Source organism: Paraburkholderia sp. FW306-2-2C-D06C, from assembly GCF_058781505.1.
Genome location: NZ_JBYSWU010000054.1, coordinates 18,477 through 43,459 on the forward strand (window position 1 = coordinate 18,477; position 24,983 = coordinate 43,459).

General features: G+C 61.3%; 22 protein-coding genes and 1 pseudogene. 16 read left to right on the forward strand and 7 right to left on the reverse strand.

Going from position 1 to position 24,983, the window contains the following annotated elements:
* Positions 1 to 125: 125 nt before the first annotated feature.
* The 4 genes and pseudogenes from AC3WLT_RS30055 to AC3WLT_RS30070 form a co-directional block, all read right to left on the reverse strand.
* Entirely contained in the window at positions 126 to 848 is a 723-nt protein-coding gene (locus AC3WLT_RS30055; RefSeq protein ID WP_492595285.1) for an anti-sigma factor, read from the reverse strand.
* On the reverse strand, positions 845 to 1,438 hold the full coding sequence (locus AC3WLT_RS30060; RefSeq protein WP_492595286.1) for a sigma-70 family RNA polymerase sigma factor: 594 nt from the start codon (positions 1,436 to 1,438) through the stop codon (positions 845 to 847). The genes AC3WLT_RS30055 and AC3WLT_RS30060 overlap by 4 nt, the downstream gene beginning before the upstream one ends.
* A 519-nt stretch (positions 1,439 to 1,957) precedes the next feature.
* Positions 1,958 to 2,374 (reverse strand): universal stress protein, encoded by a 417-nt coding sequence (locus AC3WLT_RS30065; protein ID WP_492595287.1) that lies wholly within the window; start codon positions 2,372 to 2,374, stop codon positions 1,958 to 1,960.
* Positions 2,375 to 2,501: 127 nt separating this feature from the next.
* A pseudogene (locus tag AC3WLT_RS30070) lies at positions 2,502 to 2,627 on the reverse strand (winged helix-turn-helix domain-containing protein); the annotation flags it as partial.
* Between the two features lie 195 nt (positions 2,628 to 2,822).
* On the opposite strand from AC3WLT_RS30070, the gene AC3WLT_RS30075 reads away from it, so the two are divergent.
* The gene (locus AC3WLT_RS30075; RefSeq protein ID WP_492595288.1) at positions 2,823 to 3,209 is read left to right on the forward strand and encodes an MAPEG family protein; all 387 of its coding nucleotides are present in this window, start codon (positions 2,823 to 2,825) and stop codon (positions 3,207 to 3,209) included.
* 163 nt (positions 3,210 to 3,372) lie between these two features.
* Here the strand turns inward: AC3WLT_RS30075 and AC3WLT_RS30080 are convergent, their stop codons facing one another.
* On the reverse strand, positions 3,373 to 3,873 hold the full coding sequence (locus tag AC3WLT_RS30080) for a lysozyme inhibitor LprI family protein (protein WP_492595289.1): 501 nt from the start codon (positions 3,871 to 3,873) through the stop codon (positions 3,373 to 3,375).
* A 383-nt stretch (positions 3,874 to 4,256) separates the two neighbouring features.
* Between AC3WLT_RS30080 and AC3WLT_RS30085 the strand changes: the two genes are divergently transcribed.
* Positions 4,257 to 5,795, forward strand: a complete 1,539-nt coding sequence (locus tag AC3WLT_RS30085) for a methyl-accepting chemotaxis protein (RefSeq protein ID WP_492595290.1) — start codon at positions 4,257 to 4,259, stop codon at positions 5,793 to 5,795.
* A gap of 188 nt (positions 5,796 to 5,983) precedes the next feature.
* Here AC3WLT_RS30085 and AC3WLT_RS30090 read toward each other — a convergent pair whose 3' ends face one another.
* The gene (locus AC3WLT_RS30090; RefSeq protein ID WP_492595291.1) at positions 5,984 to 7,066 is read right to left on the reverse strand and encodes a LacI family DNA-binding transcriptional regulator; all 1,083 of its coding nucleotides are present in this window, start codon (positions 7,064 to 7,066) and stop codon (positions 5,984 to 5,986) included.
* A gap of 117 nt (positions 7,067 to 7,183) precedes the next feature.
* Between AC3WLT_RS30090 and AC3WLT_RS30095 the strand changes: the two genes are divergently transcribed.
* The 12 genes from AC3WLT_RS30095 (at position 7,184) to AC3WLT_RS30150 (ending at position 21,653) form a co-directional block, all read left to right on the forward strand.
* Entirely contained in the window at positions 7,184 to 8,200 is a 1,017-nt protein-coding gene (locus tag AC3WLT_RS30095) for a Gfo/Idh/MocA family protein (protein ID WP_492595292.1), read from the forward strand.
* A 21-nt stretch (positions 8,201 to 8,221) separates the two neighbouring features.
* Positions 8,222 to 9,814 carry an acyl CoA:acetate/3-ketoacid CoA transferase gene (locus AC3WLT_RS30100; protein ID WP_492595293.1) on the forward strand — a complete coding sequence of 531 codons (1,593 nt, stop codon included), beginning with the start codon at positions 8,222 to 8,224 and terminating at the stop codon, positions 9,812 to 9,814.
* The gene (locus AC3WLT_RS30105; RefSeq protein WP_492595294.1) at positions 9,807 to 10,589 is read left to right on the forward strand and encodes an enoyl-CoA hydratase/isomerase family protein; all 783 of its coding nucleotides are present in this window, start codon (positions 9,807 to 9,809) and stop codon (positions 10,587 to 10,589) included. The genes AC3WLT_RS30100 and AC3WLT_RS30105 overlap by 8 nt, the downstream gene beginning before the upstream one ends.
* Position 10,590: 1 nt before the next feature.
* The gene (locus AC3WLT_RS30110; RefSeq protein ID WP_492595295.1) at positions 10,591 to 12,132 is read left to right on the forward strand and encodes an aldehyde dehydrogenase family protein; all 1,542 of its coding nucleotides are present in this window, start codon (positions 10,591 to 10,593) and stop codon (positions 12,130 to 12,132) included.
* 87 nt (positions 12,133 to 12,219) lie between these two features.
* Entirely contained in the window at positions 12,220 to 13,476 is a 1,257-nt protein-coding gene (locus AC3WLT_RS30115) for an ABC transporter substrate-binding protein (RefSeq protein ID WP_492595317.1), read from the forward strand.
* Positions 13,477 to 13,625: 149 nt separating this feature from the next.
* Positions 13,626 to 14,525 (forward strand): carbohydrate ABC transporter permease, encoded by a 900-nt coding sequence (locus AC3WLT_RS30120; RefSeq protein ID WP_492595296.1) that lies wholly within the window; start codon positions 13,626 to 13,628, stop codon positions 14,523 to 14,525.
* Positions 14,526 to 14,580: 55 nt separating this feature from the next.
* Positions 14,581 to 15,474 carry a carbohydrate ABC transporter permease gene (locus AC3WLT_RS30125; protein WP_492595297.1) on the forward strand — a complete coding sequence of 298 codons (894 nt, stop codon included), beginning with the start codon at positions 14,581 to 14,583 and terminating at the stop codon, positions 15,472 to 15,474.
* Positions 15,475 to 15,478: 4 nt separating this feature from the next.
* Positions 15,479 to 16,585, forward strand: coding sequence for an ABC transporter ATP-binding protein (locus AC3WLT_RS30130; RefSeq protein WP_492595298.1), 1,107 nt, complete (start codon positions 15,479 to 15,481; stop codon positions 16,583 to 16,585).
* A gap of 48 nt (positions 16,586 to 16,633) precedes the next feature.
* On the forward strand, positions 16,634 to 17,413 hold the full coding sequence (locus tag AC3WLT_RS30135) for a 3-ketoacyl-ACP reductase (protein WP_492595299.1): 780 nt from the start codon (positions 16,634 to 16,636) through the stop codon (positions 17,411 to 17,413).
* An 11-nt stretch (positions 17,414 to 17,424) separates the two neighbouring features.
* On the forward strand, positions 17,425 to 19,047 hold the full coding sequence (locus tag AC3WLT_RS30140; protein WP_492595300.1) for a GMC family oxidoreductase: 1,623 nt from the start codon (positions 17,425 to 17,427) through the stop codon (positions 19,045 to 19,047).
* Positions 19,048 to 19,056: 9 nt separating this feature from the next.
* Positions 19,057 to 20,229, forward strand: a complete 1,173-nt coding sequence (locus AC3WLT_RS30145; RefSeq protein WP_492595301.1) for a dihydrodipicolinate synthase family protein — start codon at positions 19,057 to 19,059, stop codon at positions 20,227 to 20,229.
* A gap of 92 nt (positions 20,230 to 20,321) precedes the next feature.
* The gene (locus AC3WLT_RS30150) at positions 20,322 to 21,653 is read left to right on the forward strand and encodes an MFS transporter (protein WP_492595302.1); all 1,332 of its coding nucleotides are present in this window, start codon (positions 20,322 to 20,324) and stop codon (positions 21,651 to 21,653) included.
* Positions 21,654 to 21,714: 61 nt separating this feature from the next.
* On the opposite strand, the gene AC3WLT_RS30155 is transcribed toward AC3WLT_RS30150, so the two are convergent.
* On the reverse strand, positions 21,715 to 22,104 hold the full coding sequence (locus AC3WLT_RS30155) for a hypothetical protein (protein WP_492595303.1): 390 nt from the start codon (positions 22,102 to 22,104) through the stop codon (positions 21,715 to 21,717).
* Between the two features lie 417 nt (positions 22,105 to 22,521).
* On the opposite strand from AC3WLT_RS30155, the gene oxlT reads away from it, so the two are divergent.
* Together oxlT and AC3WLT_RS30165 are read left to right on the forward strand one after the other, a co-directional pair.
* Positions 22,522 to 23,853 carry an oxalate/formate MFS antiporter gene (gene oxlT, locus AC3WLT_RS30160; RefSeq protein ID WP_492595304.1) on the forward strand — a complete coding sequence of 444 codons (1,332 nt, stop codon included), beginning with the start codon at positions 22,522 to 22,524 and terminating at the stop codon, positions 23,851 to 23,853.
* 335 nt (positions 23,854 to 24,188) lie between these two features.
* Complete coding sequence (locus AC3WLT_RS30165; protein WP_492595305.1) at positions 24,189 to 24,905, forward strand: GntR family transcriptional regulator; 717 nt, start codon at positions 24,189 to 24,191, stop codon at positions 24,903 to 24,905.
* Positions 24,906 to 24,983: the final 78 nt, after the last annotated feature.

Below are 24,983 nucleotides of genomic sequence, written 5' to 3' on the forward strand. Positions count from 1 at the left end.
GTTCTCCCCGAAAGATCGACGCTTCCGGACTGGAAGCAATCGAAGATACGGGTCCAACGAACGGGCGGATGCACGCGCTTCAATTAAACACAAACGCACGCGAAGAACCTTGCCGCAAGAACGGTTCACGTCCCGCCGACAACCCCTTTCGCCAGTACCGGCCCGGTCGGTTGTCCGGTAGGCGACCCGCCGGACGGCTCCAGCGACACAGCCAGGATCGCGCGGGCGTTCAACTGCGCGATCCTGGCCTGCGGCAGCGATACGATCGTCGGCCGGTCCGCGGCAATGACGCCGAGCGAGATGGGCCGTGCGCCCGGCGGGATGATCCATAGCTCGGTGGAACGGTCGGCCACCGCCGGTACGTTGTCTGCCGGAACGATCACCATGCGGGCACGCTGAACGTCGACGGTGGCGGTCCATCCCGCACCCCCGCCTTGCCGGACGATGCTGGCGACCATGTAGTCGTGATTGCCCGGCGCCGTAACGGGCGCCCGTCCGACCGGCAACACAGACACGATAGCGAGCGCGACAGCCACGACGCTCGAACCGATACCGATCACGCGCCACAAACGAACGTTGTCCCATAGCCTGAAGCGTGGCGCGCGCGGCGCCGGCCGCGCGAAACCCAGCTCGGACTGGATGCGCGCCCACACATGCGGAGGCGCCGTGATCTCGCCGATATCCTCGCTCAGCGGCATCAAGCGGTTCTGCCAGCGAGCCACGTTAGCCGCCAGATGAGGATCGTGTCGCATCGCCTCTTCGATCTGCCGGCGCTCGGCAGCGTCGAGCACACCCAGCGCGTACTCGGCGCACCGCAGATCGTCGGGTTCGTGTAAGGACGTATTCATTGCTCGAGACAGGCTCTGAGCTGAATCAGGCTACGCCGGATCCAGCTTTTCATGGTGCCCAGCGGCACGCTCAGGCGCTCCGCCAGCTCGGCATACGTCGCGCCCGTGAAAAAGGCTTCCCGTACGATCTTGCCGTGCCCGGCAGGCAGCCTTTCCAGACAATGCTCCAGACGCCGTCTCTGCTGGCTGCGCTCGGCCAACGCGGCCGGTGACGGATGCTCGTCGACGATGTCCTCTTCCGTCGACTCATCCAGCGATTCCTCGCGGCGGCGGCGCAAGCGGTCGATCGCCCGGTTGCGCGCGATCGTCGCGAGCCAGGTGACGGCGCCGGCCATTCCAGGGTCGAAGATCGCGGCTCGGCGCCATACCGTGACATAGACGTCCTGAAGCACGTCCTCGGCTTCGCTGCGATCGCGCAGCATCTTCACGCAAATGCCAAAGAGCTTTGCAGAAGTGCGCTGATAGAGCGTGGCGAATGCTGCCTGGTCGCCTTCACCGGTGCGGAGCAGAAGCCGGTTGAGTTCGTCGCGGCGCCGGGCCTCGAAGTCATCCGTCATCCCGTCGCCGTCGGCCGCTGCATTTCCTTGCATGGGCATCGCATTCTCTGCAGGTTGGCCGTGCATGATCGGGAATAGCGGTAGTTTAGCAGCGCGGCGGCCAGTCGAAACGAGTGCCTCCTGGGGTCGTTGCCATCGCATCCCGAGACTCTCCCTGAGCATAAGACCGCGCATTCGGTGGCTATGCACGAAGCGGCAAGTCCTCAACGACCTATACGGATCAAGCGGCACGCCGGATGCAAACTGGCGGAAAAAAGTTTCTTCCGCGGGCTGCTTTACCGGCCCGTCCTCCTCGGCATCGCAGCTACCACCCCGTTTTCCACAGTTGAATCCCCGATAGCCGATTTCAAACGTCGATTTGGCCCGATCCGGTGCAAAATGGCCGCGTGGATGTTGGGCCGTCGTCGTGCGCCCCGCACCAGAGCCATCGACCGACGCAAACTACGCCGGAATGCCTACGCAGGTTGGGAGGGGACATGAACGCCTTCAGCAACATCTGGCGTCTGATTGTCGGCAAACAGATGGTGCTGCTGCCAATGAACGTGGGTTGATTCAGTGGACCATCGTCACCGGGGTGACGGTGCGCCGCGAGAGTGCCGCGAGCGTCGCCAGCTGGCGGAAGAATCCCATATGACTGGCGTCGATCACCATCACGTCAGGCTGCGTCGTTGCCGCATAGGCGGCGATCGCTTTGGTGCGGTGGCCGAATACGCGTTTCCACCGATACGGTACGCCGGCTTCTTCGAGGATCGCACGGGCCTCGACCAGCGCCTTCAGCATGGCCTGCTTTTCCAGACGCACCAGTGAGCTTCGGGAGTGGAAGGCTGCCGCGCGCCCCTGGTCCACGGGTTCGAGTACTTCCAGCAATTCGACTTCGGTGACGCAGCGCTCCAGAAACATGAATGCAGCGAAACGTGCGGCTTCTACTGCTCCGCCGTTGCCGAACACAGGGATCAGCATTCTTAACATCGAAAACTCCTATCCCGCACTATGTACTTTCAGCTTAGCTAAAGCTGCGTTAACACAGTGTAAAAGTATCGGAGGTTTTCAAACTCCTTGCGGACTCTCGCCCCGCTCGGGAATTCGCGCCGCCAGATCAGCGCACGCCGACGAGGCGATAACCCACGCCCGATTCGGTGATGATGTGCTCGGGGCGAGCCGGATCGCGTTCGAGCTTGTGACGCAGATGCCCCATGTAGATTCGCAAGTAGTGGTGGTTGTCCGTTCGCAATGTGGCCGAAGACATGAGGCGAGCGAGCCGTTTATCCGCGAGCATATAATCAGACCGCACGCCCTTTCAAATGGAGTTTCCGAGGCTATCCGCTGCAAATCGGTGCATCGTAATCGAGAGACCGACACGCTAGCTTTACTCACCAAACCGGCGTTCGTTGATTCCCTGCCAAGGAGGCTCGTTCAAATGGACAACGTTGCTCTCGCATGCGCGGTAGTTCTAGGGCTACTACTGTTCGGCCTCGGATTGTCCGTCTCGGTGATGCGTTTTCGCGAAGGCACCGGCTCAGGCTGCGAGCTGGATCCCGCGAACCGGCTACACAAGCTCGTCCGGGCTCATGCCAACACGGCCGAATACGCGCCGTTCCTCGCGTTGCTGTTTCTCTATCTTGGCGCGCGATCGCCTTCGACGGCGACAGTGTCGCTGATCGTCGCGGCAACGGTGTGCCGCTGTTTGCTTGTCGTCGGACTGATCGCATGGCCAACGATGGCAAAGCCCAACCCTTTCCGGTTCGTCGGCGCACTTGGGACCTACCTGACCGGTGGGGCGCTGTGTGCGATGCTGCTGCGTTGAGATGCGCCAGACAGACGAGATCGCATGTGCGGCGCCATGCCAGCCATACCAGCACCGCACACCTGCGCGAGCGCACCAAGCGGTTTATCCGCGAGCGCAGTCAGGCCGCGTGCCCCTTCAAACGGAGTTCCCGGGGCTATCCGCTCGAGCGGCTCGGATTCGACTACTGCGTGCTCGCGGTTGTCGCATTCGCCACCGACGTGTCTTTCATCTTCCGAACCGCGTCAGCTGCCGAAGGCACGAGTTTTTGCGCTGCCAGCGACGCTTCGAAGGCTTCGTGGCGCGCCTGCTTCGCCTGTTCATAGTCGGCGTCCAATTCGACGATCCGGCGGTCGTACCAGCTCTTCACGCACGCCTGGTCGGTGCAGTGGTGCTGCCGCCAGAGCCATTGCTGGGTGCGCGCCGCTTCGAGCGCTGCGGGGTCGAGCGTGGTGTCCTTTGCGCGGCGCCAGGAGGCGGCGAGACGGTCGTCGAGTGCCGACAGTTCCGGATCTTTACAGACGATCTTTTCCGACGCGGACGACTTGCTCGTGCACTTGAAGCTCGCCGCGGATGCATCGGCGGCAAGCGTAGCGCCTGCCACCAGCATGCCGATCGACAGCAAAGCCGACGGCTTCGCGAGGCGCTGGAGAGCGCAAGAGAAAACAGTGTTGAAAGTAAACATGCCGAGCCTCTGTTCAGGGAAGTAACCAGGCTGAGGCGTGGCGGGACATCGTCGCGACCTGCCGCCATGCTTTCAGGGATGCGGTTTCTGAGAGAACAGGATAGTGCGGGCGCGATTTTGCGATTAAGAGAGAAAAACCCGTGATCCGGAAGTGATTACAAGAACTTTCCACGCAATCCAGGCACCCCGTCGAACAGGATCGTCCGTGTCAACGATTGGCGCCTTTCGAGAATGAAGCGGTCGCTTCACCAGATCAGCGGCTGCGAACGGCCGCTCTCACAAGTGACGCCTGCCAGTCAAAAAAATCGCTAAAGGTTCAAGCGCGGTTGGTCGTTATATGTACTGTACGGTTAACTTTGCGCGCCCCCGCTGGCTACATTCCCATGAAAGTTTCGACCAAACTGGTTCTGATTGTCTGCACCGCGCTGGCAGGTGTCGTTAGCATCGCTGCAATCGCGCTGTCACAACTCGACCATGCCCTGATCGAGAGCCGTCAGGCGCAGATCGAAACGCTGCTGATCAAAGCGGAACATCTCGTGCTTTACTACCAGTCGCTCGAGGCGAACGGCAAGATGAGCCGCGAAGACGCGCAGGCCGCCGCCAAAACGGCGCTCAGTCAGTTGAACGCGAACAGCCAGAGCTACTACTGGGTGACGAATACCGACAGTATCAATCTGGTCCACCCGAACCCGAGTCTCGTCGGCACCAAGACCGGCGGCAACAAGACGACGTCTGGCGATCTCACCGATACGCAGGCCTATCAGCAAGGACTTGCAAGCAGACATTTTGCGCTGGTGGACGTCCTGATCAAGCGCTCTCAAAACGGCCCGCTCGAAGCCAAGCTGCAAGGCGTGGTCGCGATTCCGGCATGGCAATGGTGGATCGGCACAGGCTTTTTCCACGACGACATCAACGTGGCGTACTGGAAGCTCGCGAAAACGCTGATCGCGCTCTCGCTTGCGATCTTCGCCGCGGTTAGCGGCATGGCGTGGGTCATGACGCGCAGCGTGAAGCGTGAACTGGGCGGCGAACCGGCAGAGGCCGCAGTGTTTGCGGCGCAGATCGCCTCGGGCAATCTGGCGGCCAATATCAAGCTCGCGCCGACTGACCGTTCGAGTTTGCTGTACGCGTTGAGCGAGATGCGGCAGAAGCTGCGCGAACTGGTGCAAGGCATTCAGCATTCGAGCGATTCGATTGCGACGGGCTCGGGTGAAATCGCGCAAGGCAACACCGATCTGTCGCAACGTACCGAAGAGCAGGCTGCGTCCTTGCAGGAGACGGCAGCGAGCATGGAGCAGTTGACGGCCACCGTGAAGCAGAATGCCGACAACGCGCGGCAGGCGAGCCAGCTAGCGGAGCTCGCCACGGCAGCCACCCGGCGCGGCGGCAATGCGGTCGATGAGGTGATCGGCAAGATGCAGGGCATCGCCGACGAATCGCGCAAGATCGGCCAGATCATCGCGGTCATCGAAGGCATCGCGTTCCAGACCAACATCCTCGCGCTCAATGCAGCGGTCGAAGCGGCACGGGCCGGTGAGGAAGGGCGCGGCTTTGCGGTGGTCGCAGGCGAAGTGCGCACGCTCGCGCAACGCAGCGCGGCGGCGGCGAAAGACATCAAGGATCTGATCCAATCGTCCGTGGCGCGTGTTGACGACGGCACGGATCAGGTGGCGGTCGCGGGCGAACGGATGAGTGAAATCGTTCAGTCGATCCGGCACGTCAGCGACATCATGAGCGAGATTGCCGCAGCGTCGCTCGAACAGAGCACCGGTATCGAGCAGGTCAATCGCGCGGTGTCGCAGATGGACGAAGTGACGCAGCAAAACGCGGCGCTGGTCGAACAGGCCGCGGCGGCTGCGGCATCGCTTGACGAACAAGCCGCACGGTTGCAGACGATGGTCGGCGCGTTCCGTCTGCAGTAAGCCAGATACGTCCCGGTGAGCTTCACGATCGACCGTTCTGGACGTCTGGCCGACAACGGATGGGACGACAAATCTCCCGTCTGGACATCTGAGCGGCTGGAGCGCGTTGTCACGCTCCTCTTGAGGCAACAGGCACGCTAAATGGTGGTGTGCGTGGCGAACGACGCCGAGGATCGCGTGCGCGGAGCTTATCGCCCACCAGCAACAGGCTCCCGTTTCCGTGCCGTCCCGGACGTTACGCTTGCGTGGCTCACGCCGGCGCCTACACTCGACTCTCTGACAACGAGCTCGGGCACCGCGAAGTATTGCACCGGGGGCTTTTCGTCTTCGGATGTTTCGGTCAGCCTGCCCAGCAGCGTCTCGCTCGCGATAGTGCCAAGCTTGCCCGCCCCGGCGAATAGCGTCGTCAAAGGCGGGTTGGTGTGTTCCGCCGCCACGACATTGTCGCAGCCTACGACCGCCAACGCTTTGCCCGCGCGCTTGCCCATCCGGTCAAGCTCGTGCAACACGCCAATGGCGACCTGGTCGTTATAACAGACGACCGCCGTTGGCCGCGGCTTCATCTCGAAGATCGCACGAACTGCGTTGCGGCCTCCCTGCGGCGTCAACTCCACATCGATAATCCAGTCATCGCTGACAGTCAGCGAATGCTTCGCCATGGCGGACAGATAGCCCTCCCTGCGCTGGTTCGCGACCGCATAACCCTTCCGGTTGCCGGCGAAGGCGATTCGAGTGTGTCCCTGTTCGATCAGATGCTCAGTCGCGAGAGCAAAGCCGTATTGGTTATCCACGCCGACCGTGTCGACGTCGGTCCCCATCGGACGCATCACCAGAACCAGAGGAATTCCCCACGATTGAATCTCGGCAGGCAGCTCGTCGGGGGTGCCGAGCGCAGGCGACATGATGAGACCGGCGACATTCTGCTCACGCATCGATCGCAAAACCCTCGTCTGCGTTTCCATGCTTTCCGCCGTGTGGGCCATCAAGGTCGTGTAGCCGGATTGCGCAAGCACCCGTTCGATCGCAACTAGCAATTCAACGAAGAAGGGATTGGTCAAGTCGTTGATCACCATCCCGATCGTCGTGCTGCGCCGCCCTCTGAGCGTCGCGGCCCCGCGGTTGTATACGTAGCCGAGACTGCGAGCGGCCGCGCGCACCTTCTCCGCCGTCTCGGCCCTGATCCGCGGGCTTTCCTGCAAGACGAGCGAGACGGTCGATTTGGAGACGCCGGCAGCGGCGGCAATGTCCTGAATGGTCGGACCAGATTTCATGTTGCTTTGCACAATTGGAACGTTCCAAAAAGTGTTTGACAGCGTGAATTCAGTCTACTACAGTCCGTTGGAACGATCCAACGAATGTGAGTTGGAACGTTCCAACGGAGAGAGACAATGTCCAATATTCGCTGGGCGCTGATCGGCGCCAGCACCATCGCCGACGAGTGGATGATCAACGCGATACGGTCGCAACCTGACGGCTCGATAGAAGCCGTCGTCAGTGGCAACGAGGACCGCGCCCGTGAATTCGCACAAAAGCACGGTATCCCGCTTGCCTCGACGGATCTGGACGCGGTCCTCGCCGACCCGGCCATCGACGCCGTCTACATCAGCAGCACCAACGAAAAACACCTCTCTCACGTTCTGGCCGCAGCGAAAGCCGGCAAGCACGTCCTTTGCGAAAAGCCTCTTGCCCTCTCCGAGGTCGAGGCGGCACACATGATCGAAGCATGTGCTGCTCATAAGGTGATTCTCGGCACCAACCACCATCTGCGTTGCGCGGCATCGCACCGGAAGATGCGCGAACTCATCCGCGCCGGCGCCGTTGGAAAACCGCTTTATGCGCGGGTTTTTCACGCAGTCTGCTTGCCGCCGCATTTGCGCGGCTGGCGGATCGAAAGCCAGGACGCAGGCGGCGGTGTCGTCCTCGACATCTCCGTTCACGACGTCGATACGTTGCGTTTCCTTCTCGACGATGAACCGCTCGAGGTCAGCGCGCTCACCGCTTCGGGATCCCTGGGAACGGCCGGACTCGCCGACGGCGTGATGGCCATCATCCGCTTCCGGAACGGCGTGCTCGCGCAAATTCACGACGCATTCACAGTTCCCTATGCACCGACAGGCCTGGAGGTCCACGGAACAGAAGGATCGCTGTCGGCGCGTGACGTCATGACTCAGCGCGCCGTGGGGCAAGTCGAGCTTCGATCCGCGCGCGGCATCGAACTCATCGATATCGCACACGGCGATCTGTACGTCACCGCGGTTGCCCAGTTTCATCGCGCGATCACAGAGGGACAGGAACCCGCTGCGACGGGCGTTGACGGATACCGCTCCCTGATTACCGCACTGGCTCTCGTGCGGTCCGCCGAAACAGGCGAGCACGTGACGGTCCCTGCTCAATTTGCGCGTTAAGAATGTCCGAGGAGATTCACTGTGGGTCCTAGCAAAGTCATTTCACTGGCAGCCGCCGCGAGCCTGATCAACGACGGCGACGTCGTCACCGTGAGTTCGTCCAGCGGATTGGGATGTCCGGATGCAATGCTCGCCGCCATCGGCGCGCGCTTCGAAGAAGAGAACCATCCGCGCAATCTGACGTTGCTTCATCCGATCGCCGCAGGCGATATGTACGGCATCAAGGGCATCGATCACGTTGCGAAGAAAGGGCTGATCGACACGGTCATTGCCGGTTCGTTTCCGAGCGGTCCATCGAGTCTGCCCATGCCGGACATCTGGCACATGGTCGTCGACAACGACATCCGCGCCTACAACCTGCCCAGCGGCGTGCTTTTCGACATGCATCGCGAAGTTGCAGCGAAACGGCCGGGCGTATTGACGAAGGTCGGTCTGGACACGTATGTGGACCCGTCCCGCCAGGGCGGTGCGATGAACCCGCGAGCTGCAGAGCAGCCAATCGTCGAGAAGGTTTCTTTCGCTGGCGACGAGTGGCTGTACTACAAGAACTTCGTTCCGCAAGTTGCGATCGTGCGCGCCACGACCGCGGATGAGCGCGGCAATCTGTCGTTCGAGCACGAAGGAGCGCTTCTTGGCGGACGCGATCAGGCGCTGGCCGTTCGCAACAACGGCGGCATCGTGATCGCGCAGGTCAAACGCGTGGTCAAGGCCGGCTCACTGCATACGCAGGCGGTGCATATCCCCTGCAATCTCGTGGACCATGTCGTCGTCGATCCTGAACAGAAGCAGACAACGCAGATCGAATACGACCCGGAAATCAGCGGCGAAGTGAAGCTGCCGGATAGCGCCTTTGCTTTCGCCGACTGGAACGCGGACAAGGTCATCGCGCGGCGCGCAGCGATGGAACTCGCGCAGAACGACGCGGTGAATCTCGGCTTCGGCATCTCGGCCAACGTCCCGCGAATTCTGCTCGAGGAAGGCTACCGCGACGACGTGACCTGGGTGATCGAGCAAGGCGCGGTCGGCGGCGTTCCTCTACTCGGCTTCGCGTTCGGCTGTTCGGGCAATGCAGACGCGATCATGCCCTCGCCTTCGCAGTTCGTGTATTTCCAGGGCGGCGGATTCGACGTCTCGCTGCTGTCGTTCCTGCAAGTCGACCGCTTCGGCAACGTGAACGTCTCGAAGCTGCCCAGCAAACCCTATCTGACCGCCGGCTGCGGCGGATTCATCGACATCACGACTCACGCGAAGCGGTTAGTGTTCAGCGGCTACTTTACGGCCGGCGCGAAACTCGAAGTGGGCGATGGCCGCCTGACCATCCTCAAGGAAGGCAAGAAGAAGTTCATCGCTGACGTAGACCACGTCACGTTCAGCGGCCGCATGGGCCGGCAACGAAATCAGGAAGTACTTTACGTCACCGAACGCTGCGTGATCCGGCTCGGCTCTGATGGACTCGAGGTAACCGAAATAGCCCCCGGCATCGATCTGCAACGAGATGTGCTGGATCAGTCCGACATCCATCTCGCAGTCTCCCCCGCGCTCAAAACCATGGACGCGTCGATCTTCACGGACGAGCGCTTTGGCTTGAAGCTCAAGGAGGCCCGTCATGTCTGATCAGCCACTGATCCAGATCGACAGGACAGGAGCGGTTGCCGTCGTCACGCTCAATCGGCCCGAGAAGCTGAATTCCCTCACGCCTTCCATGCTGGACCAGTTGGAGGCCGCAGCCGGAAGTCTCGAAGCCGATACGACGCTGCGCGCCGTCGTGCTCACCGGCGCCGGCGAGCGGGCCTTCTGCGTCGGTGCGGACATCAACGAATGGGCAGCGCTCGCCCCGCTCGACATGTGGCGCCTCTGGGTCACCCGCGGTCATCGGATCTTCGATCGTTGGGCTGCGCTGCGTCTGCCGGTTGTCGCCGCCATCAACGGCCCCGCATTAGGCGGTGGTCTGGAACTCGCCGCTGTCGCGGACGTGCGCGTGGCGGACCCCGCGGCGACCTTCGCGCTGCCCGAGGCAAGCATTGCCACCTGTCCCGGCTGGTCGGGCACGCAGCGTCTCGTTTCGCTGATCGGCCCCAGCCATGTCAAATCGCTCGCGTTGACGGCCCGGCGGATCGATGCGCAACGCGCCTATGGAATCGGCCTCGTGGACGAACTTTCCGAACCGAAACAGTCGCTCGACATGGCCATCGCGCTGGCCGAAAAAATCGCGACGCTGGCGCCGGTCTCCGTACAACTGACCAAGCAACTGATCAACGCCGCCTCTGGCCACGGAGCAGGCGCCACCCTGGAAGCGATGGCGGGTGCCTTGTCCGCAACGACGAATGACGCGCGCGAAGGTATGGCCAGCTTCCGTGAACGCCGCAAGGCGCAATACGAGGGTCAATGAAATGACGAACGCATCCGCAATTCCCGCAGCCCCTGCTCTGCTGATGAGCGCTACGGCGCCCACGCAAGACAGCTTCAACGGCAGGATGTACATCAACGGCGTGTGGACCGAAGCGCGGGACGGTATGCGCTTCGAGCGACGCAGCCCGGCGCATGGACACGTCGTCAGCACATTTCCGGAGGCGACTTCCGCGGACGTCGAAGCAGCGATCAAAGCCGCTGATTCGGCACTCCGGCAAGGAACGTGGCCGAAACTCAATGGCGCCGAGCGCGCCCGGATTCTTCTCGCGGTCGCTGAAGGGATCAAGGCTCGCGTCGAAAAGATGTCGCTTCTCGAATCGCTCGAAACCGGCAAACCGCTTGCGCAGGCGCGCGGCGAAGTGTCCGGCTGTGTCGATCTCTGGCAATACGCGGCGAGTCTCGCGCGCACCATCAGCGGCGACGCCTACGACAGCCTCGGCGAAGACATGCTTGGCATCGTGCTGCGTCAGCCGATCGGCGTCGTCGGCCTGATCACGCCCTGGAATTTCCCGCTGTGGATCCTTTCGCAAAAGCTTCCCTTCGCGCTTGCGGCAGGCTGCACCTGCATCGTCAAACCGAGCGAGCTGACCTCGAGTACCACCGTCATGCTGATGGAGGTACTCGAGGAAGCCGGTGTGCCTCCGGGTGTCGTCAATGTCGTGACCGGCAAAGGTCCGACGGTCGGCCAGCCGCTTGCCGAACATCCCGCGATCGACATGCTGTCGTTTACCGGTTCGACCCGCGTGGGCAGCATGCTCGGCGGGCTGGCGTCGAAGAACCTGAAGAAGATCGCGCTGGAACTCGGCGGCAAGAACCCGCAGATCGTCTTCCCTGACTGCGACTGGGAAGCGATGATCGATGCGGTCGTCTTCGGCGTGTATTTCAACGCCGGCGAATGCTGCAACAGCGGCAGCCGTGTACTCGTCCACGAATCCATTGCGGAACGCTTCGCCGAGGCGGTCGTCGAGCGTGCGAAGCAGGTGCCTGTCGGCGACCCGCTGCACCCGGATTGCAAGGTCGGTGCGATCGTCAGCGAAAACCAGTTGCGCGACATTCTCGGCAACGTCGACAAGGGTGTCGAAGCCGGCGCCCGGCTGCGTCTCGGCGGCAAACGCTACGACGCGAAAGGCCTGTATCTGGAGCCGACGATCATCAGCGATGTCACGCCGGACATGGGCATCGCCCGCGACGAGATCTTCGGCCCGGTCCTCGTGATTATTCCCTTCTCCGACGCGCAGCAAGCGATCGATATTGCCAACGACACGGCTTATGGCCTCTCCGCGGCGGTCTGGAGCAGCAACATCGACACGTGCCTCGCCGTTGCGCGCGGCGTGGATGCCGGGACGGTCTGGGTCAATACATTCCTCGACGGCTACCCGGAGTTGCCCTTCGGCGGATTCAAGTCGAGCGGCGTGGGACGTGAGCTCGGCAAACAGGCGGTCGAAGACTACACCGAGACAAAAACGATTCAGCTTCACATCGGGGAACGGAAGAACTGGTGGTTACCGCGCCCGGCGGCCTAACCCAACCCTCATCACCTGGTCACGGCGATCTGTCGCTGTGGAATCGAAAAGAACGCCCATCAAGGGAGCGTAATCATGGAGACGAAGATGTTCAGGAAACGCATTGTTGCGATCGCGGCGGGACTGCTCGCCTGCCACGCCCTGTCTGCCGTTGCGGCCGACACCAGGGAGGTGGAAGTGATGCACTGGTGGACGTCCGGCGGCGAGGCGAAGGCCTTGAGCGTACTCAAGGACGATCTCAAACAGAAGGGTTATGCATGGAAGGACAGCCCGATCGCCGGCGGCGGCGGCGAAGCTGCGCGAACGGTGCTGCGTGCACGCGTGGCCTCGAACAATCCCCCGGACGCCATGCAGATGCTTGGCTTCAGTGTCCAGGACTACGCGGAACAGAGCCTTCTTACGCCGCTCGATAGCGTGGCGTCCAAGGGCGGCTGGGACAAGCTGATCCCTGCTCCGATCCAGCGCTTTTCGAAGGCGGACGGCCACTGGTACGCCGTACCCATCGACGTGCACAGCACCAACTGGATCTGGGCCAACAAAAAGATTTTCGACGAACTGAAGCTGACGCCGCCGCAAACCTTCGACGCACTGGTGGCCGACGCGGACAAAATCCGCAAGGCGGGCTATGTGCCGCTCGCCCACGGCGGCCAGGCATGGCAGGAAGCGACGATCTTCGACAGCGCCGTGATGTCGGCTGGCGGCCCAAAGTTCTATACGGACGCGATGGTCAATCTCGACACCAAGGCGCTCGGCTCGAAGACGATGGAAAAGGCCTTCGATCAGATGCGCAAGCTGCGCGGCATGGTCGATCCTAACTTCTCCGGCCGCGACTGGAACCTCGCGACCTCCATGGTCATCACCGGCAAGGCGGCCATGCAGATCATGGGCGACTGGGCCAAAGGCGAATTCGCCAATGCGGGCAAGAAGGCCGGCGTCGACTATCTGTGCATGCGCTATCCCGGCACCCAGGGCGACTTCATCTTCGTGACCGATCAGTTCGCCACGTTCAAGGCCGGCAGCGACCGGCAGGCAGGCGAATACGCGTTCTCGGAAGCGGTGATGGACAAGGGCGTGCAGGCCAGATTCAATCAGGTGAAGGGCGCGGTTCCGGCCCGCCTCGATGTTCCGTCCGACGGTTTCGACGAATGCGGCGTGAAATCGATGAACGACATGCGCACCGCGCTGAAGAACGGAACCATGGTCGGCAGCTTCGCCCATGGCCAGGCCATGCCGGAAGCGTCGAAGACCGCGATGTACGACGTGGTGACCCACTTCTTCAATTCGAATCAGTCGTCTGCCGACGCAGTGAAGGCACTCGTGAAGGCCGTGGAGAACTCGAAGTAATCGACTAGCCGGCGACGCGAGATGCTCCTGGGTATCCGCGTCCCCCGTGTACTCGTTGTACCTGATGTGCAGGTGACACCATGCTCTTACACAATCGCGCCCATTCAGTCGACGCGGCCGCTTCATTGAACCGGTCCGCCGAGCCGAGCGTGAAAAAACGCTCTCTTCGCAACCAGTTCGAAGCGGTTCTTCCCAAGCTCGTTCTCAGCCCGACGCTGATCGTTACGCTTATCTTCGTGTACGGCTTTATCGCCTGGACGACAATCCTCTCGTTCACGCGATCTCGCGCATTCGCCAACTTCAAGTGGGCGGGCTTCCTCCAGTACTCGCGTATCTGGGAGCATCCGCGCTGGCATGTAGCGGTCACGAACCTGGGCATCTACGCATCGCTCTATGTCGTGCTATGTCTCGTGATCGGTCTCACGCTCGCCATTCTTCTCGACCAGCGCATCAGAGCCGAAGGCGGCCTGCGTGCGGTGTTTCTCTATCCGATGGCCCTATCGTTCATCGTCACGGGCACGGCGTGGAAGTGGATCCTGAATCCCGGCCTCGGGCTCACCAAGCTGTTTCATGACTGGGGTTGGACGACGTTCCAGTTCGACTGGATCATCAATGACGACATGGCCATCTATACGGTCGTGATCGCCGCGGTGTGGCAGGCCTCCGGCTTTGTGATGGCGATGTTTCTCGCGGGACTGCGCGGGATCGACCAGGAAATGATCAAGGCCGCATCGATCGACGGCGCGCGGATGCCTGCGATCTACCGCCGCATCATCATTCCGCAGCTGCGTCCCGTGTTCATCTCCGCGCTGGTCATTCTTGTACACCTGGCCGTCAAAAGCTACGAGCTGGTGATCGCGTTGACCGGAGCCGGACCGGGCTACGCCACCGAGTTGCCGTCGACGTTCATGTATTCGTTCACCTTCACGCGTAACGAACTCGGCATGGGCGCCGCGAGCGCTGTGATGATGCTGTGCACCGTCGCGGCCATCATGGTGCCGTACCTCTACTCCGAAATGCGCCCCCGCCGGACGGCGGGTGGGCATTAAGCGATTCATAGAGACTGATTCATAGAGCCTGATTCACAAAGCCAAGGAGACAATGATGGCTGCCAAATCATGGGACTCGCCACAAATGGTGGTGGGCAAGCACAACTACATCTCACGCATCGTGATCTACTCGATGCTGGCTATCACAGCCGTGGTGTACCTCATACCGCTGCTGGTCATGCTTCTGACGTCGCTCAAACCGCTGCCGGAAGTCTACGCGGGCAATATCCTCGCGCTGCCTCACGAATGGACTATCGCCGCGTGGGAGAAGGCGTGGGGTTCGGCGTGCGTGGGCCTCGATTGCTCAGGTGTCAAAGGCTTCTTCTGGAACTCGTTCCGGATGGTGTTTTCAGCCGTGGCGCTCTCCACCTTGATCGGCGCACTGAATGGCTACGTACTGACCAAGTGGCGTTTCAAGGGCGACAACGTGTTGTTCGCGCTCGTCCTGTTCGGTTGCTTCATTCCGTTTCAGATCGTCCTCATCCCGATGGCGTCGTTCCTCGGAAAAGTGGGCCTCGCACAGTCGATCCCCGGCCTCGTCTTCGTCCACGTCGTGTATGGCCTCTGCTTTACGACGCTCTACTTTCGCAACTACTACATCGCGTTTCCGGATGAACTCGTCAAGGCGGCGATGATCGACGGCGCCCGCTTCTTCCGGATTTTCTTCCGGATTCTGCTGCCGAATTCGGTGCCGATCATCACCGTCACCGTGATCTGGCAATTCACGAATATCTGGAATGACTTTCTGTTCGGCGCATCTTTCACGACCGGCAGTTCCGCGCCGATCACGGTCGCGCTCAACAACATCGTCAACACGTCCACCGGTGTGAAGGAATACAACGTGCAGATGGCAACGGCAATGATCGCCGCGCTGCCGACGCTGCTCGTCTACGTCATTGGCGGTCGCTACTTCGTTCGCGGTTTGATGGCCGGTTCGGTCAAGGGGTAAGAAAATGTCTTCTCTGCACGTATCGAATGTCCGCAAGGCATACGGCTCCACTGAAATTCTTCGCGAGATCAACATCGATGTCGAAGACGGGGACTTCCTTGTTCTCGTCGGCCCGTCGGGTTGCGGCAAGTCCACCCTGCTCTCGTTGATCGCGGGCCTCGACACGCTGAGCGGCGGCGAGATTCGCATCGGCGACGACAAGGTCAACGATCTCCATCCGAGCGAACGCGACATCGCGATGGTGTTCCAGAGCTACGCGCTGTATCCCAACATGACCGTCGGACAGAACATCAGCTTCGGTCTCGAGATGCGCAAGGTGTCGAAACCGGCGCGCGAGAAGGCTGTGCAGGATGCCGCGCGCCTCCTGCAGATCGAGCATCTGCTCGACCGTCGCCCGGCTCAGCTTTCCGGCGGTCAACGGCAGCGCGTCGCAATGGGCCGCGCGCTCGTGCGGCACCCAAAGATCTTTCTCTTCGACGAACCGCTCTCGAATCTCGACGCCAAGCTTCGCGTCGACATGCGCACCGAGATCAAGAAGCTGCATCAGCGGCTCGGCGCGACGATCGTCTATGTCACGCACGATCAGATCGAGGCGATGACGCTTGCCACCAGAATCGCCGTAATGAAGGGTGGCGTCCTGCAGCAGCTCGGCACGCCCTCGGAGGTGTACAACACGCCCGCGAATACCTTCGTGGCGACCTTCATGGGCTCACCGTCGATGAATCTGATTCCGGCTCGCATCGAGCAAAGGAACGGCTCGCTCAACCTTCATATCGGCACCGGTGAGGATGCGATCGATCTGGCGTTGCCGGCTCAACCGGCGGCTGTGGAGCGGTATGTCGGAAAGAACGTGATCGCGGGTCTTCGGCCGGAGGCGATCGGCGTCGAGAACGAGCGCGCAACGTCGTCATTCCGCACGGTTCCCGTGAAGATCAACGTGCTCGAGCCGACCGGACCCGATACGTTGGCCGTTCTGGAATTCGGCGGCATGGAGGTGTCGGCGCGCTTGGGCGCCGATATGCCTCACCGGTCAGGAGAGCGCTGCGAATTACGAGTGGATCTCTCGAAACTCGTCCTGTTCGATGCCGAAACGGAAGCCCGGATTCATTGAGCCACGAACGGCGCTGCGGCGTCTCGCGCATAGAAAGATGGTGTAGCCATGAGCAATTCAGAGGGAAAGTATCCGACCGCACTGGTAACGGGCGGCCGGCGAGGCATCGGTCGGTCGATCTGCGTTGCGCTTGCGCGTCGCGGGTTCGACGTGGTGTTGACGGATGTCGTGCAGGATGAAGAGGCGGAGCACACCTGCGCGCTGATTCGGCGGGAAGGCCGGGACGCTCTCTTTGTGCAGAGCAACCTGAGCGACCTCGGTTCGCATGCCGGCGTTCTCGAGAAGGCCGTTCGCTTCAAAGGCGGCATCGAGTGCCTGGTGAACAACGCGGGAGTGGGTTCACCAAGCCGCGGAGATCTGCTCGACGTTTCGTCCGAAGCGTTCGACGCCGTGCTCGGCGTCAATCTACGCGGAACGTTTTTCATGTCGCAAGCAGTGGCCCGCCACATGACGGCCACGCCATCCGGCTTCGCCCGCTCGATCATCACGGTCTCGTCGGTATCCGCGGAGATGGCCTCACCCGAACGCGCCGAGTATTGCCTGTCGAAATCCGCCTTGCCGATGATGAACCGGCTCTTCGCGCTCCGCCTGGCGAGCGCGAATATCGCCGTCTTCGAGGTCAGGCCCGGGATCATCAGAACGCCGATGACAGCAGGCGTCGCGCAAAAATACGAGGCGCGCTTCGAACAAGGCCTCGTCCCGGCCGGGCGCTGGGGCGAAAGCGAAGAGGTCGGCCAGGCGGTCGCCACGCTGGCCGACGGCTCTCTCCCGTTCGCCACCGGCAGTGTGCTGAACGTGGACGGCGGCCTGTCTATTCCCGCTTTTTGAAGCCGACTGACATGAAAACGACAATATACGACTACGTGATTGTGGGCGGCGGTTCGGCGGGCTGTGTACTGGCCAATCGCCTCAGTGCCGATCCTTCGGTGAAGGTCCTGCTGCTCGAAGCGGGAGGCTCGGACCGTCATCCCTTCTTTGCGATGCCGGCAGGCTTCGCGAAGATGACAAAGGGAATCGGTTCATGGGGCTGGTACACGGTGCCGCAGAAGCATCTGAACAATCGTGTACTGCGCTTTACGCAGGCCAAGGTAATCGGCGGCGGCTCATCCATCAACGCCCAACTGTATACGCGCGGCGTGCCCGCCGACTACGATGAATGGGAAAGCAAGGCCGGCGCCACGGGTTGGTCTTATCGCGACGTTCTGCCCTATTTCAAGCGCTCGGAGAACAATCAGCGCTTTGCCAACGAATATCACGGCTATGGCGGCCCGCTCGGGGTATCGAATCCGATCAGCCCGCTGCCGATCTGCGAAGCGTTCTTTCAGGCCGGACAGGAACTGGGGATTCCCTTCAACCCCGATTTCAACGGTGCGAGCCAGGAGGGACTCGGCTACTACCAGCTCACCCAGCTCGGCGCCCGCCGCTCCTCGACGGCGACCGGCTTTATCAAGCCTGTTCTCGACCGGCCGAACCTGACGGTCCGGATGCAGGCCAGATCGCTGCGTGTGCTTGTCGAGGCGGGCCGGGCGGTCGGCGTGGAACTCGTAGTGGGCAATAGCCGCGATCCGCAAATCGTGCGTGCCGGGCGCGAGGTCATTGTTTCGTCGGGTGCGATCGGGTCACCGAAACTGTTGATGCAATCCGGAATCGGTCCGGCGAGTCATCTGGAATCGGTGGGAATCAAACCCGTGCACAACCTGAAGGGCATCGGAGAGAATCTTCAGGATCACCTGGATCTCTTTGTCATTGCGGAGTGCACCGGCGATCACACCTACGACAAGTACAACAAACTGCACAACGCAGCGTGGGCCGCACTGCAGTACCTGGTGCTGAAGAAAGGGCCTGTCGCTTCCAGCCTCTTCGAAACGGGCGGCTTCTGGTACGCGGATCGCGACTCGCCGTCACGCGACCGATCTCCCGACATCCAGTTTCATCTGGGGTTGGGATCGGGCATCGAAGCGGGCATGGCGAAGCTGAAAAACGCCGGCGTGACGTTGAATACCGCGTACCTTCGCCCTCGCTCGAGAGGCACGGTTCGCCTGGCGAGCTCCGACCCGGCCGCCGCTCCCCTACTCGATCCGAACTACTGGTCCGATCCTCACGATCGCGACATGGCGATCAAGGGCTTACGGATTGCGCGCGACATCATGAGCGCCCCTGCCATGAAGCGGTATGTGCAAAACGAAGTGCTTCCGGGACCGCGCGCGAATACGGACCAGGAGTTGTTCGAATACGCATGCGCGAATGCGAAGACCGATCATCACCCGGTCGGCACATGCAGGATAGGCTCCGCGAGCGATCCGGATAGCGTCGTGACGCCCGATCTTCGTCTGATCGGCCTCGCGGGATTGCGCGTGGTCGACGCGTCGGTCATGCCGTTCGTGCCGTCGTGCAATACCAACGCACCGACGATCATGGTCGCGGAGAAAGCGGCCGACATGATCATTCAATCCAGACAGTGAGAGGATTTCATGCAGATCAATCTACCATCCCACGACGGCGCGATCCAAAGCTACGTGATGCAGCATCAGGAAGACGCGGTGCCTCCCAAGACGCTCCCTGTTTTCAACCGTATCGCCTATGCGGCGGCGCACGTCGTAGTCGATCCGCGCACGGCGTATGAGCCGTGGGGTGATGCGCCTCGGGTCGATTGGGATAGCACGCTTGCGTTCCGCGAGTATCTCTACGGGCTCGGCTTCAAAGTGGCCGAAGCGATGGACACCGCACAGCGAGGCATGGGTATCGGCTGGCCGACCGCGGCTGAACTGATCCGGCGCAGCATCGCACATGCCCGCACTATTCCAGGCGCCGACCTTGCCTGTGGGGCAGGCACCGACCATCTGGACAATTCGCGCCGCCACACGCTGTCGGACATCATCAATGCATACAACGAGCAATTCGAGGTGGTGGAGTCCGCGGGCGGTCGGCCGATCATGATGGCTAGCCGCGCGCTCTGCGCGGCGGCCCGGTCTGCCGACGACTACAAAAACGTCTATGACGCGGTGATCTCCCCGTCTCGCAACAAGGTCGTCCTGCACTGGCTTGGCGAGGCATTCGACGCTTCCCTTGCAGGCTACTGGGGCAGCAGCAACGTGCAGACTGCGATGGCAACAGTCCTCGACATCATCAGACAGCACCGCAGCAATATCGAGGGCATCAAGATATCGCTGCTGAACGCCGAATACGAATGCCAGCTGCGGTCCCAGCTTCCCGAAGGCGTCTTGATGTTCACCGGCGACGATTACAACTACGGCGACCTGATCGCCGGCGACAGCACCGGCAAATCGCACGCGCTGCTGGGTATCTTCGATCCGATCGCGCCGGTCGCGTCCCGGGCGCTGACGGCGCTTGCCGCAGGCGATCTCGAACACTACCACCAGTTGATTGCGCCGACGGTCTCACTGTCGCGAGAGTTGTTCGTCGCGCCGACGCAGTATTACAAGGCCGGCGTGGTGTTTCTCGCGTGGCTCAACGGCCATCAAAGTCATTTCTCGATGGCGGGTGGCATGCAATCGGCACGGTCCGTCCTGCATTACGTGAACTTGTTCAGAAAGGCAGACGGATCCGGCGTTCTGATTCGGCCGGAACTGGCGCGTCGCCGGATGGGCGAATTCCTCAGCCTCCATGCTGGGATTGAAAACTAGCGGCGAAATTGGCGAATCCGGTTTGCCGGCTATGCAATCGCAAATTCAAAACCACGACGAATGTCCGTGCATCAAGGACAAGGAGACAAAACATGACGGGACATGCAGCCACCAATATCTCAACGACTCATGAGACGGCCGGTACGGTCACAAGCACGGATCTTAGACGCGTCATTAGCGCCAGCGTCGCCGGCAGCGCGATGGAATGGTACGACTTCAGTATCTACGGTACTGCGTCGGCGCTGATATTTTCGGATCTGTTTTTCCCGGGGCTCGACAAGTCGGCCGGGCTGCTGGCGATATTCGGCGCATATGCCGCCGGATTCTTTGCGCGCCCCTTCGGCGGACTTTTCTTCGGCTGGCTCGGCGACAAGCACGGGCGCAAGAGTGTGCTCGTTGCGACCGTACTGCTGATGGGCGGCTCGACATTTTGTATCGGCCTTCTACCCACCTATAACCAGGTCGGCGTCTGGGCAGCGGTGTTTCTGGTGGCGCTCCGGCTCCTGCAGGGCTTCGGCGCCGGAGCGGAACAAGCCGGCGCCTCGCTGATCGTTTCAGAATTCGCCCCGCCCGCCCGGCGCGGCTTTTATGCCGCCCTGCCGTTCGCCGGATGCATTGTCGGCATATTGCTGGCGAATGGAATATTCACCCTGGTGCAGCGCCTGCCCAAGGACGAGTTTCTGAGCTACGGATGGCGCGTGCCGTTTCTGTTCAGCGCCGTTGTCATTGTCGCGGGCATCGTTATCCGGATGCGGGTCAAAGAGAGTCCGGTCTTCGAGGAGATCAAGAAGACGGGTCATGCAAGCAAACGTCCCGTGCGCGATCTGATGTCTGAAGCCCGCGGCACCTTGCTCGTCGCATTCTGCCTTCGGGTTGGCGAGAACGGTTCATCCTATCTGTATCAGGTGTTCGCACTGAGCTATCTGACCAAGGTGCTGCTGGTCGACAAATCGGTCGGCACAATCGGCGTTACGATCGCGGCGGCGCTTGCGGTGTTGACCATTCCATTGATGGGCTGGCTTTCCGATCGATTCGGCCGGCGCCTGATGTACCGCCTTGCCGCCCTCTTTACCTGCCTCTGGGCGTTCCCGGCATTCTGGCTGTTCGGCACTCAGGATCCTGTGCTGATTGTTTTCAGCATGGCGATGGCGATAGGCGTCGGCGTGTTCGGGATGTATGGCATCCAGGGTGCATACTTCCCCGAACTGTTCAATGCTCGCTATCGATATACCGGCATTGCCGTAAGCAAAGAGTTCGCAGCAGTGGCGTCGGGCGGTATCGCACCGTTCATTGCCGCGGCTTTGCTGGCGTGGACACACGGTGCGTACTGGCCGATCGCAACGTATATCGGCGTGCTCGCGGGGATAAGCTTCACGGCGACTTTCTTTGCGCCCGAAACACGCGGAATCAGCTTGCGAAAGTAAGGGGCGACGCGAGAACGGCAGCCGGGGTAAGGACGCCGTTCCCGAAATCCGCCCGTTGCGTCTAAACACCCGCCAGCGCCGGCAGCTCTGCGTCATACGACACGCGCTCGCGCCGGCTGCTCATCGGCGACCGACGTGTCTCGTGGCTCAGATGCGGCGCGCTGTCGACGCGCGTCGGTACGCACGCCGGGTAGCGTGAGTTCTTCTTCTCGAGAATGGCCCGGCTCAGAAACTCGGCGCTATACGCTTTCAGCAAATGCGCATGGTGCGCTTCGATGTACGCGGTAATCCTCGCCTGTTCACCGTCGATCATAGCCAGCGACGCCAGCGTGCGCGCGTCCCAACGGAAGCGCAGGCCGAGTTCGTCGAAAGCGGTGTTATAGGCGCACAGTTGCGCCCGGATTTCCGCATCATGCGCGCTGTCGCCTGCGTCGAATTGGGAGGGGTTCATGGTCGTCTCCTTCAGGCAGATGGTATGGACCAAGAATAGGAGCGAGCATAAATAAACAACAGTTAAAGTTATTGTGAATAACGATAGTGTTTTGTTTATGCATGTTCGCCGCCCAGAACGACGAACCCACACTCAGAGCTGGGAAACCCTATATTAGGGATACCTAATACAAACCATAAAATATTTTAACTTTCACCGATTGCCGTTCTCGCGCAGCATGCCCCCACACTCGCCGCACGCGCAGCTACTTCTACTCAGTTGTCGCGCGATCAACGAGGTAAGGGTTTTCGTTAATGAAATGCCCTCTGGCCGACCATTGGCGCTTCATTGCCGGCACACAAACCGGCGATCAAGCGATTCGACTAGGTAAGTCCAACGTGCCGCTCGAGCGCGACGGAATCTACAGGAGACGGAGACATGGGCTATTCCAACGTAGCCGGGAGAGGCAGGACGGCGTTCAGGCATAACCGCTGGGTGCAACTGGCGATCGGCATCGTGTGCATGGGGCTCGTCGCGAACCTGCAATATGCGTGGACGCTTTTCGTCGTACCAATGGACAACGCGCACCATTGGGGCCAGACGGCGATTCAGACCGCGTTCACGATCTTCATCGTCACCGAAACGTGGCTCGTGCCCGTCGAAGGCTGGCTCGTCGACAAGTTCGGGCCGCGCCCGGTTGTGATCGGCGGTTCGCTGTGCGCGGCGCTCGGCTGGATCATCGACGCGCATGCGAGCAGTCTCACCGCGCTATACGTCGCGGCGGTGATCGCCGGTATCGGTGCGGGTTGCGTGTACGGCACCTGCGTCGGCACGGCGCTCAAATGGTTTCCGGACAAGCGCGGTCTCGCGGCCGGTTTGACGGCGGCCGGTTTCGGCGCCGGCGCCGCGCTCACCGTGATTCCGATCGCCAATATGATCCAGCGTTCGGGCTACGAGCACACGTTCATGTTCTTCGGCATTTTCCAGGGCGTCTGCATTCTGCTGCTCGCCACCATGCTGATACGGCCGAAACCGCCCGCAACCGCGGTCGCGGCCAGACGCGTGGTCGCAACCAGGATCGACTACTCGCCCGGCGAGATGATCCGTTCGCCGCTCTTCTGGGTGCTGTACCTGATGTTCGTGTTCGTCGCGGCCGGCGGCATCATTGCAACCGCGCAGCTTGGGCCGATCGCGAAGGAATTCGGCTTTGCCAGGCTGCCGGTGAATCTGATGGGCATCACCCTGCCGCTGTTGACGATGACGCTGTCGATAGACAATCTGTGCAACGGCTTCACGCGTCCGTTGTGCGGTTTTCTGTCGGACCGCATCGGCCGCGAGAACACGATGTTCATGATCTTTCTCGGCGAAGGCGTCGCGCTGCTGGGGCTCATGCAGTTCGGCCACGATCCGTACGCATTCATGTTCTTCGCAGCCATCGTGTTCCTGTGCTGGGGCGAGATCTTCTCGATCTTCCCGGCGACCTGCGCGGACACGTTCGGTAGCAAATACGCCGCGGCCAATGCGGGGACGCTCTATACCGCGAAGGGGACCGCGTCGATGCTGGTGCCGATAGCATCGGTGCTGTCGGCGAACGGCGGGTGGAGCACAGTGTTCATCTCGGCGGCGGTGGTATCGATTGCGGCAGCTGTGTCCGCGAAGTTCGTCCTCGCGCCCATGAGAAAGCGCTGGATCGAGCACTCGGGTGCGCCGGCCGGCGTAGTTGTCGCCGAAGCGCGGTTGCAGCCGTTGTCCGGCGGCTCGCGTGAATGAATGGCAACGTGAGCGTGAATGACAACTTGAGCGCGTAGCTCACAGCCCAACTGGATTCGCCTGCCGCAGCGGCATAGGCTGCTGCGGCGGCAGCCCTGCCCTCGCACCGCGTTCGACGGTGCTGCGTCGCGACCTGCAGCTTGCTGCACGGTCGCTTTCCGCGCTTCCCCATCTAATATGTATAGCGCGTACGGAACGGCACGCGCTTCCCGGCTAAAACCCGTGGATTACACCACCTGGACTAATATCTGTATGTGATATATGGTATTAAATATATTTAAATGACTCGCTCGCGCGTCCCGAGCAACGAATCCTCAAACTGGGAAGCACTGTCAATGGCTGATACGCAATCCGATGTTCTTCCAGCGGCTCGGCCACTAACGCTCGTGCCGATCAACGCGACTGCTTCGCTGCGCGACCAGGCCTACGCCAAGTTGAAGCAGGCGATTGCCGAAGCCGACATCTATCGCTCGCGCGAAGAGATCCGGCTCGACGAAAAAGAACTCACAGAGGCGCTCGGCGTCAGCCGGACGCCGGTTCGCGAAGCGATGACGCTGCTCGAGCAGGAAGGGTTTCTGCGCACCGTGCCGCGCCGCGGTATCTACATCCAGCGCAAGACGAAGAAAGAGATCGTCGACATGATCCACATGTGGGCGGCGCTCGAAAGCATGGCGGCGCGCCTCGCCACGCAGCGCGCGTCCGACTCCGAGATCGCCGCGCTCAGGCGCATGTTCGACGACTTTCGCGACACCACGCCGGCCGAGCACATCGACGAGTATTCGGAGGCGAACATTACGTTCCATCAGTCGATCGTGCAGCTATCGCAATCGCAGATTCTGCTCGATACGATGAAGAATCTGTTCGTCCATGTCCGCGCGATTCGCAAAATGACGATCTCGCAGAGCGACCGGGCATCGCGCTCGATTGTCGATCACATGCGCATCATCGAGGCGCTGGAGCGGCGCGATACCGAGCTGGTCGAGAGCCTCGTGCGGCAGCATTCGCTCGAGCTGGCGGCGTTCGTCGAAGCGAACTGCGATTTCCTCGACTGAGCCTGAAATCATCTTCGGCGCGACATAAAGGCTTCGCATAGGAGCCGGTCGCCGCATCTCGTAAGAACCGCCAGGCAC

Excerpts from the sequence above, each read along its gene's own strand:
- AC3WLT_RS30125 (WP_492595297.1), top strand. The coding sequence starts at position 14,581 with ATGGCTGCCAAATCATGGGACTCGCCACAAATGGTGGTGGGCAAGCAC.
- AC3WLT_RS30090 (WP_492595291.1), bottom strand. The coding sequence starts at position 7,066 with ATGAAATCTGGTCCGACCATTCAGGACATTGCCGCCGCTGCCGGCGTC.
- AC3WLT_RS30130 (WP_492595298.1), top strand. The coding sequence starts at position 15,479 with ATGTCTTCTCTGCACGTATCGAATGTCCGCAAGGCATACGGCTCCACT.
- AC3WLT_RS30085 (WP_492595290.1), top strand. The coding sequence starts at position 4,257 with ATGAAAGTTTCGACCAAACTGGTTCTGATTGTCTGCACCGCGCTGGCA.
- AC3WLT_RS30135 (WP_492595299.1), top strand. The coding sequence starts at position 16,634 with ATGAGCAATTCAGAGGGAAAGTATCCGACCGCACTGGTAACGGGCGGC.
- AC3WLT_RS30065 (WP_492595287.1), bottom strand. The coding sequence starts at position 2,374 with ATGTTAAGAATGCTGATCCCTGTGTTCGGCAACGGCGGAGCAGTAGAA.
- AC3WLT_RS30110 (WP_492595295.1), top strand. The coding sequence starts at position 10,591 with ATGACGAACGCATCCGCAATTCCCGCAGCCCCTGCTCTGCTGATGAGC.
- AC3WLT_RS30080 (WP_492595289.1), bottom strand. The coding sequence starts at position 3,873 with ATGTTTACTTTCAACACTGTTTTCTCTTGCGCTCTCCAGCGCCTCGCG.
- AC3WLT_RS30150 (WP_492595302.1), top strand. The coding sequence starts at position 20,322 with ATGACGGGACATGCAGCCACCAATATCTCAACGACTCATGAGACGGCC.
- AC3WLT_RS30165 (WP_492595305.1), top strand. The coding sequence starts at position 24,189 with ATGGCTGATACGCAATCCGATGTTCTTCCAGCGGCTCGGCCACTAACG.
- AC3WLT_RS30105 (WP_492595294.1), top strand. The coding sequence starts at position 9,807 with ATGTCTGATCAGCCACTGATCCAGATCGACAGGACAGGAGCGGTTGCC.
- AC3WLT_RS30060 (WP_492595286.1), bottom strand. The coding sequence starts at position 1,438 with ATGCAAGGAAATGCAGCGGCCGACGGCGACGGGATGACGGATGACTTC.
- AC3WLT_RS30055 (WP_492595285.1), bottom strand. The coding sequence starts at position 848 with ATGAATACGTCCTTACACGAACCCGACGATCTGCGGTGCGCCGAGTAC.
- AC3WLT_RS30145 (WP_492595301.1), top strand. The coding sequence starts at position 19,057 with ATGCAGATCAATCTACCATCCCACGACGGCGCGATCCAAAGCTACGTG.
- AC3WLT_RS30155 (WP_492595303.1), bottom strand. The coding sequence starts at position 22,104 with ATGAACCCCTCCCAATTCGACGCAGGCGACAGCGCGCATGATGCGGAA.
- AC3WLT_RS30095 (WP_492595292.1), top strand. The coding sequence starts at position 7,184 with ATGTCCAATATTCGCTGGGCGCTGATCGGCGCCAGCACCATCGCCGAC.
- oxlT (WP_492595304.1), top strand. The coding sequence starts at position 22,522 with ATGGGCTATTCCAACGTAGCCGGGAGAGGCAGGACGGCGTTCAGGCAT.
- AC3WLT_RS30140 (WP_492595300.1), top strand. The coding sequence starts at position 17,425 with ATGAAAACGACAATATACGACTACGTGATTGTGGGCGGCGGTTCGGCG.
- AC3WLT_RS30115 (WP_492595317.1), top strand. The coding sequence starts at position 12,220 with ATGTTCAGGAAACGCATTGTTGCGATCGCGGCGGGACTGCTCGCCTGC.
- AC3WLT_RS30075 (WP_492595288.1), top strand. The coding sequence starts at position 2,823 with ATGGACAACGTTGCTCTCGCATGCGCGGTAGTTCTAGGGCTACTACTG.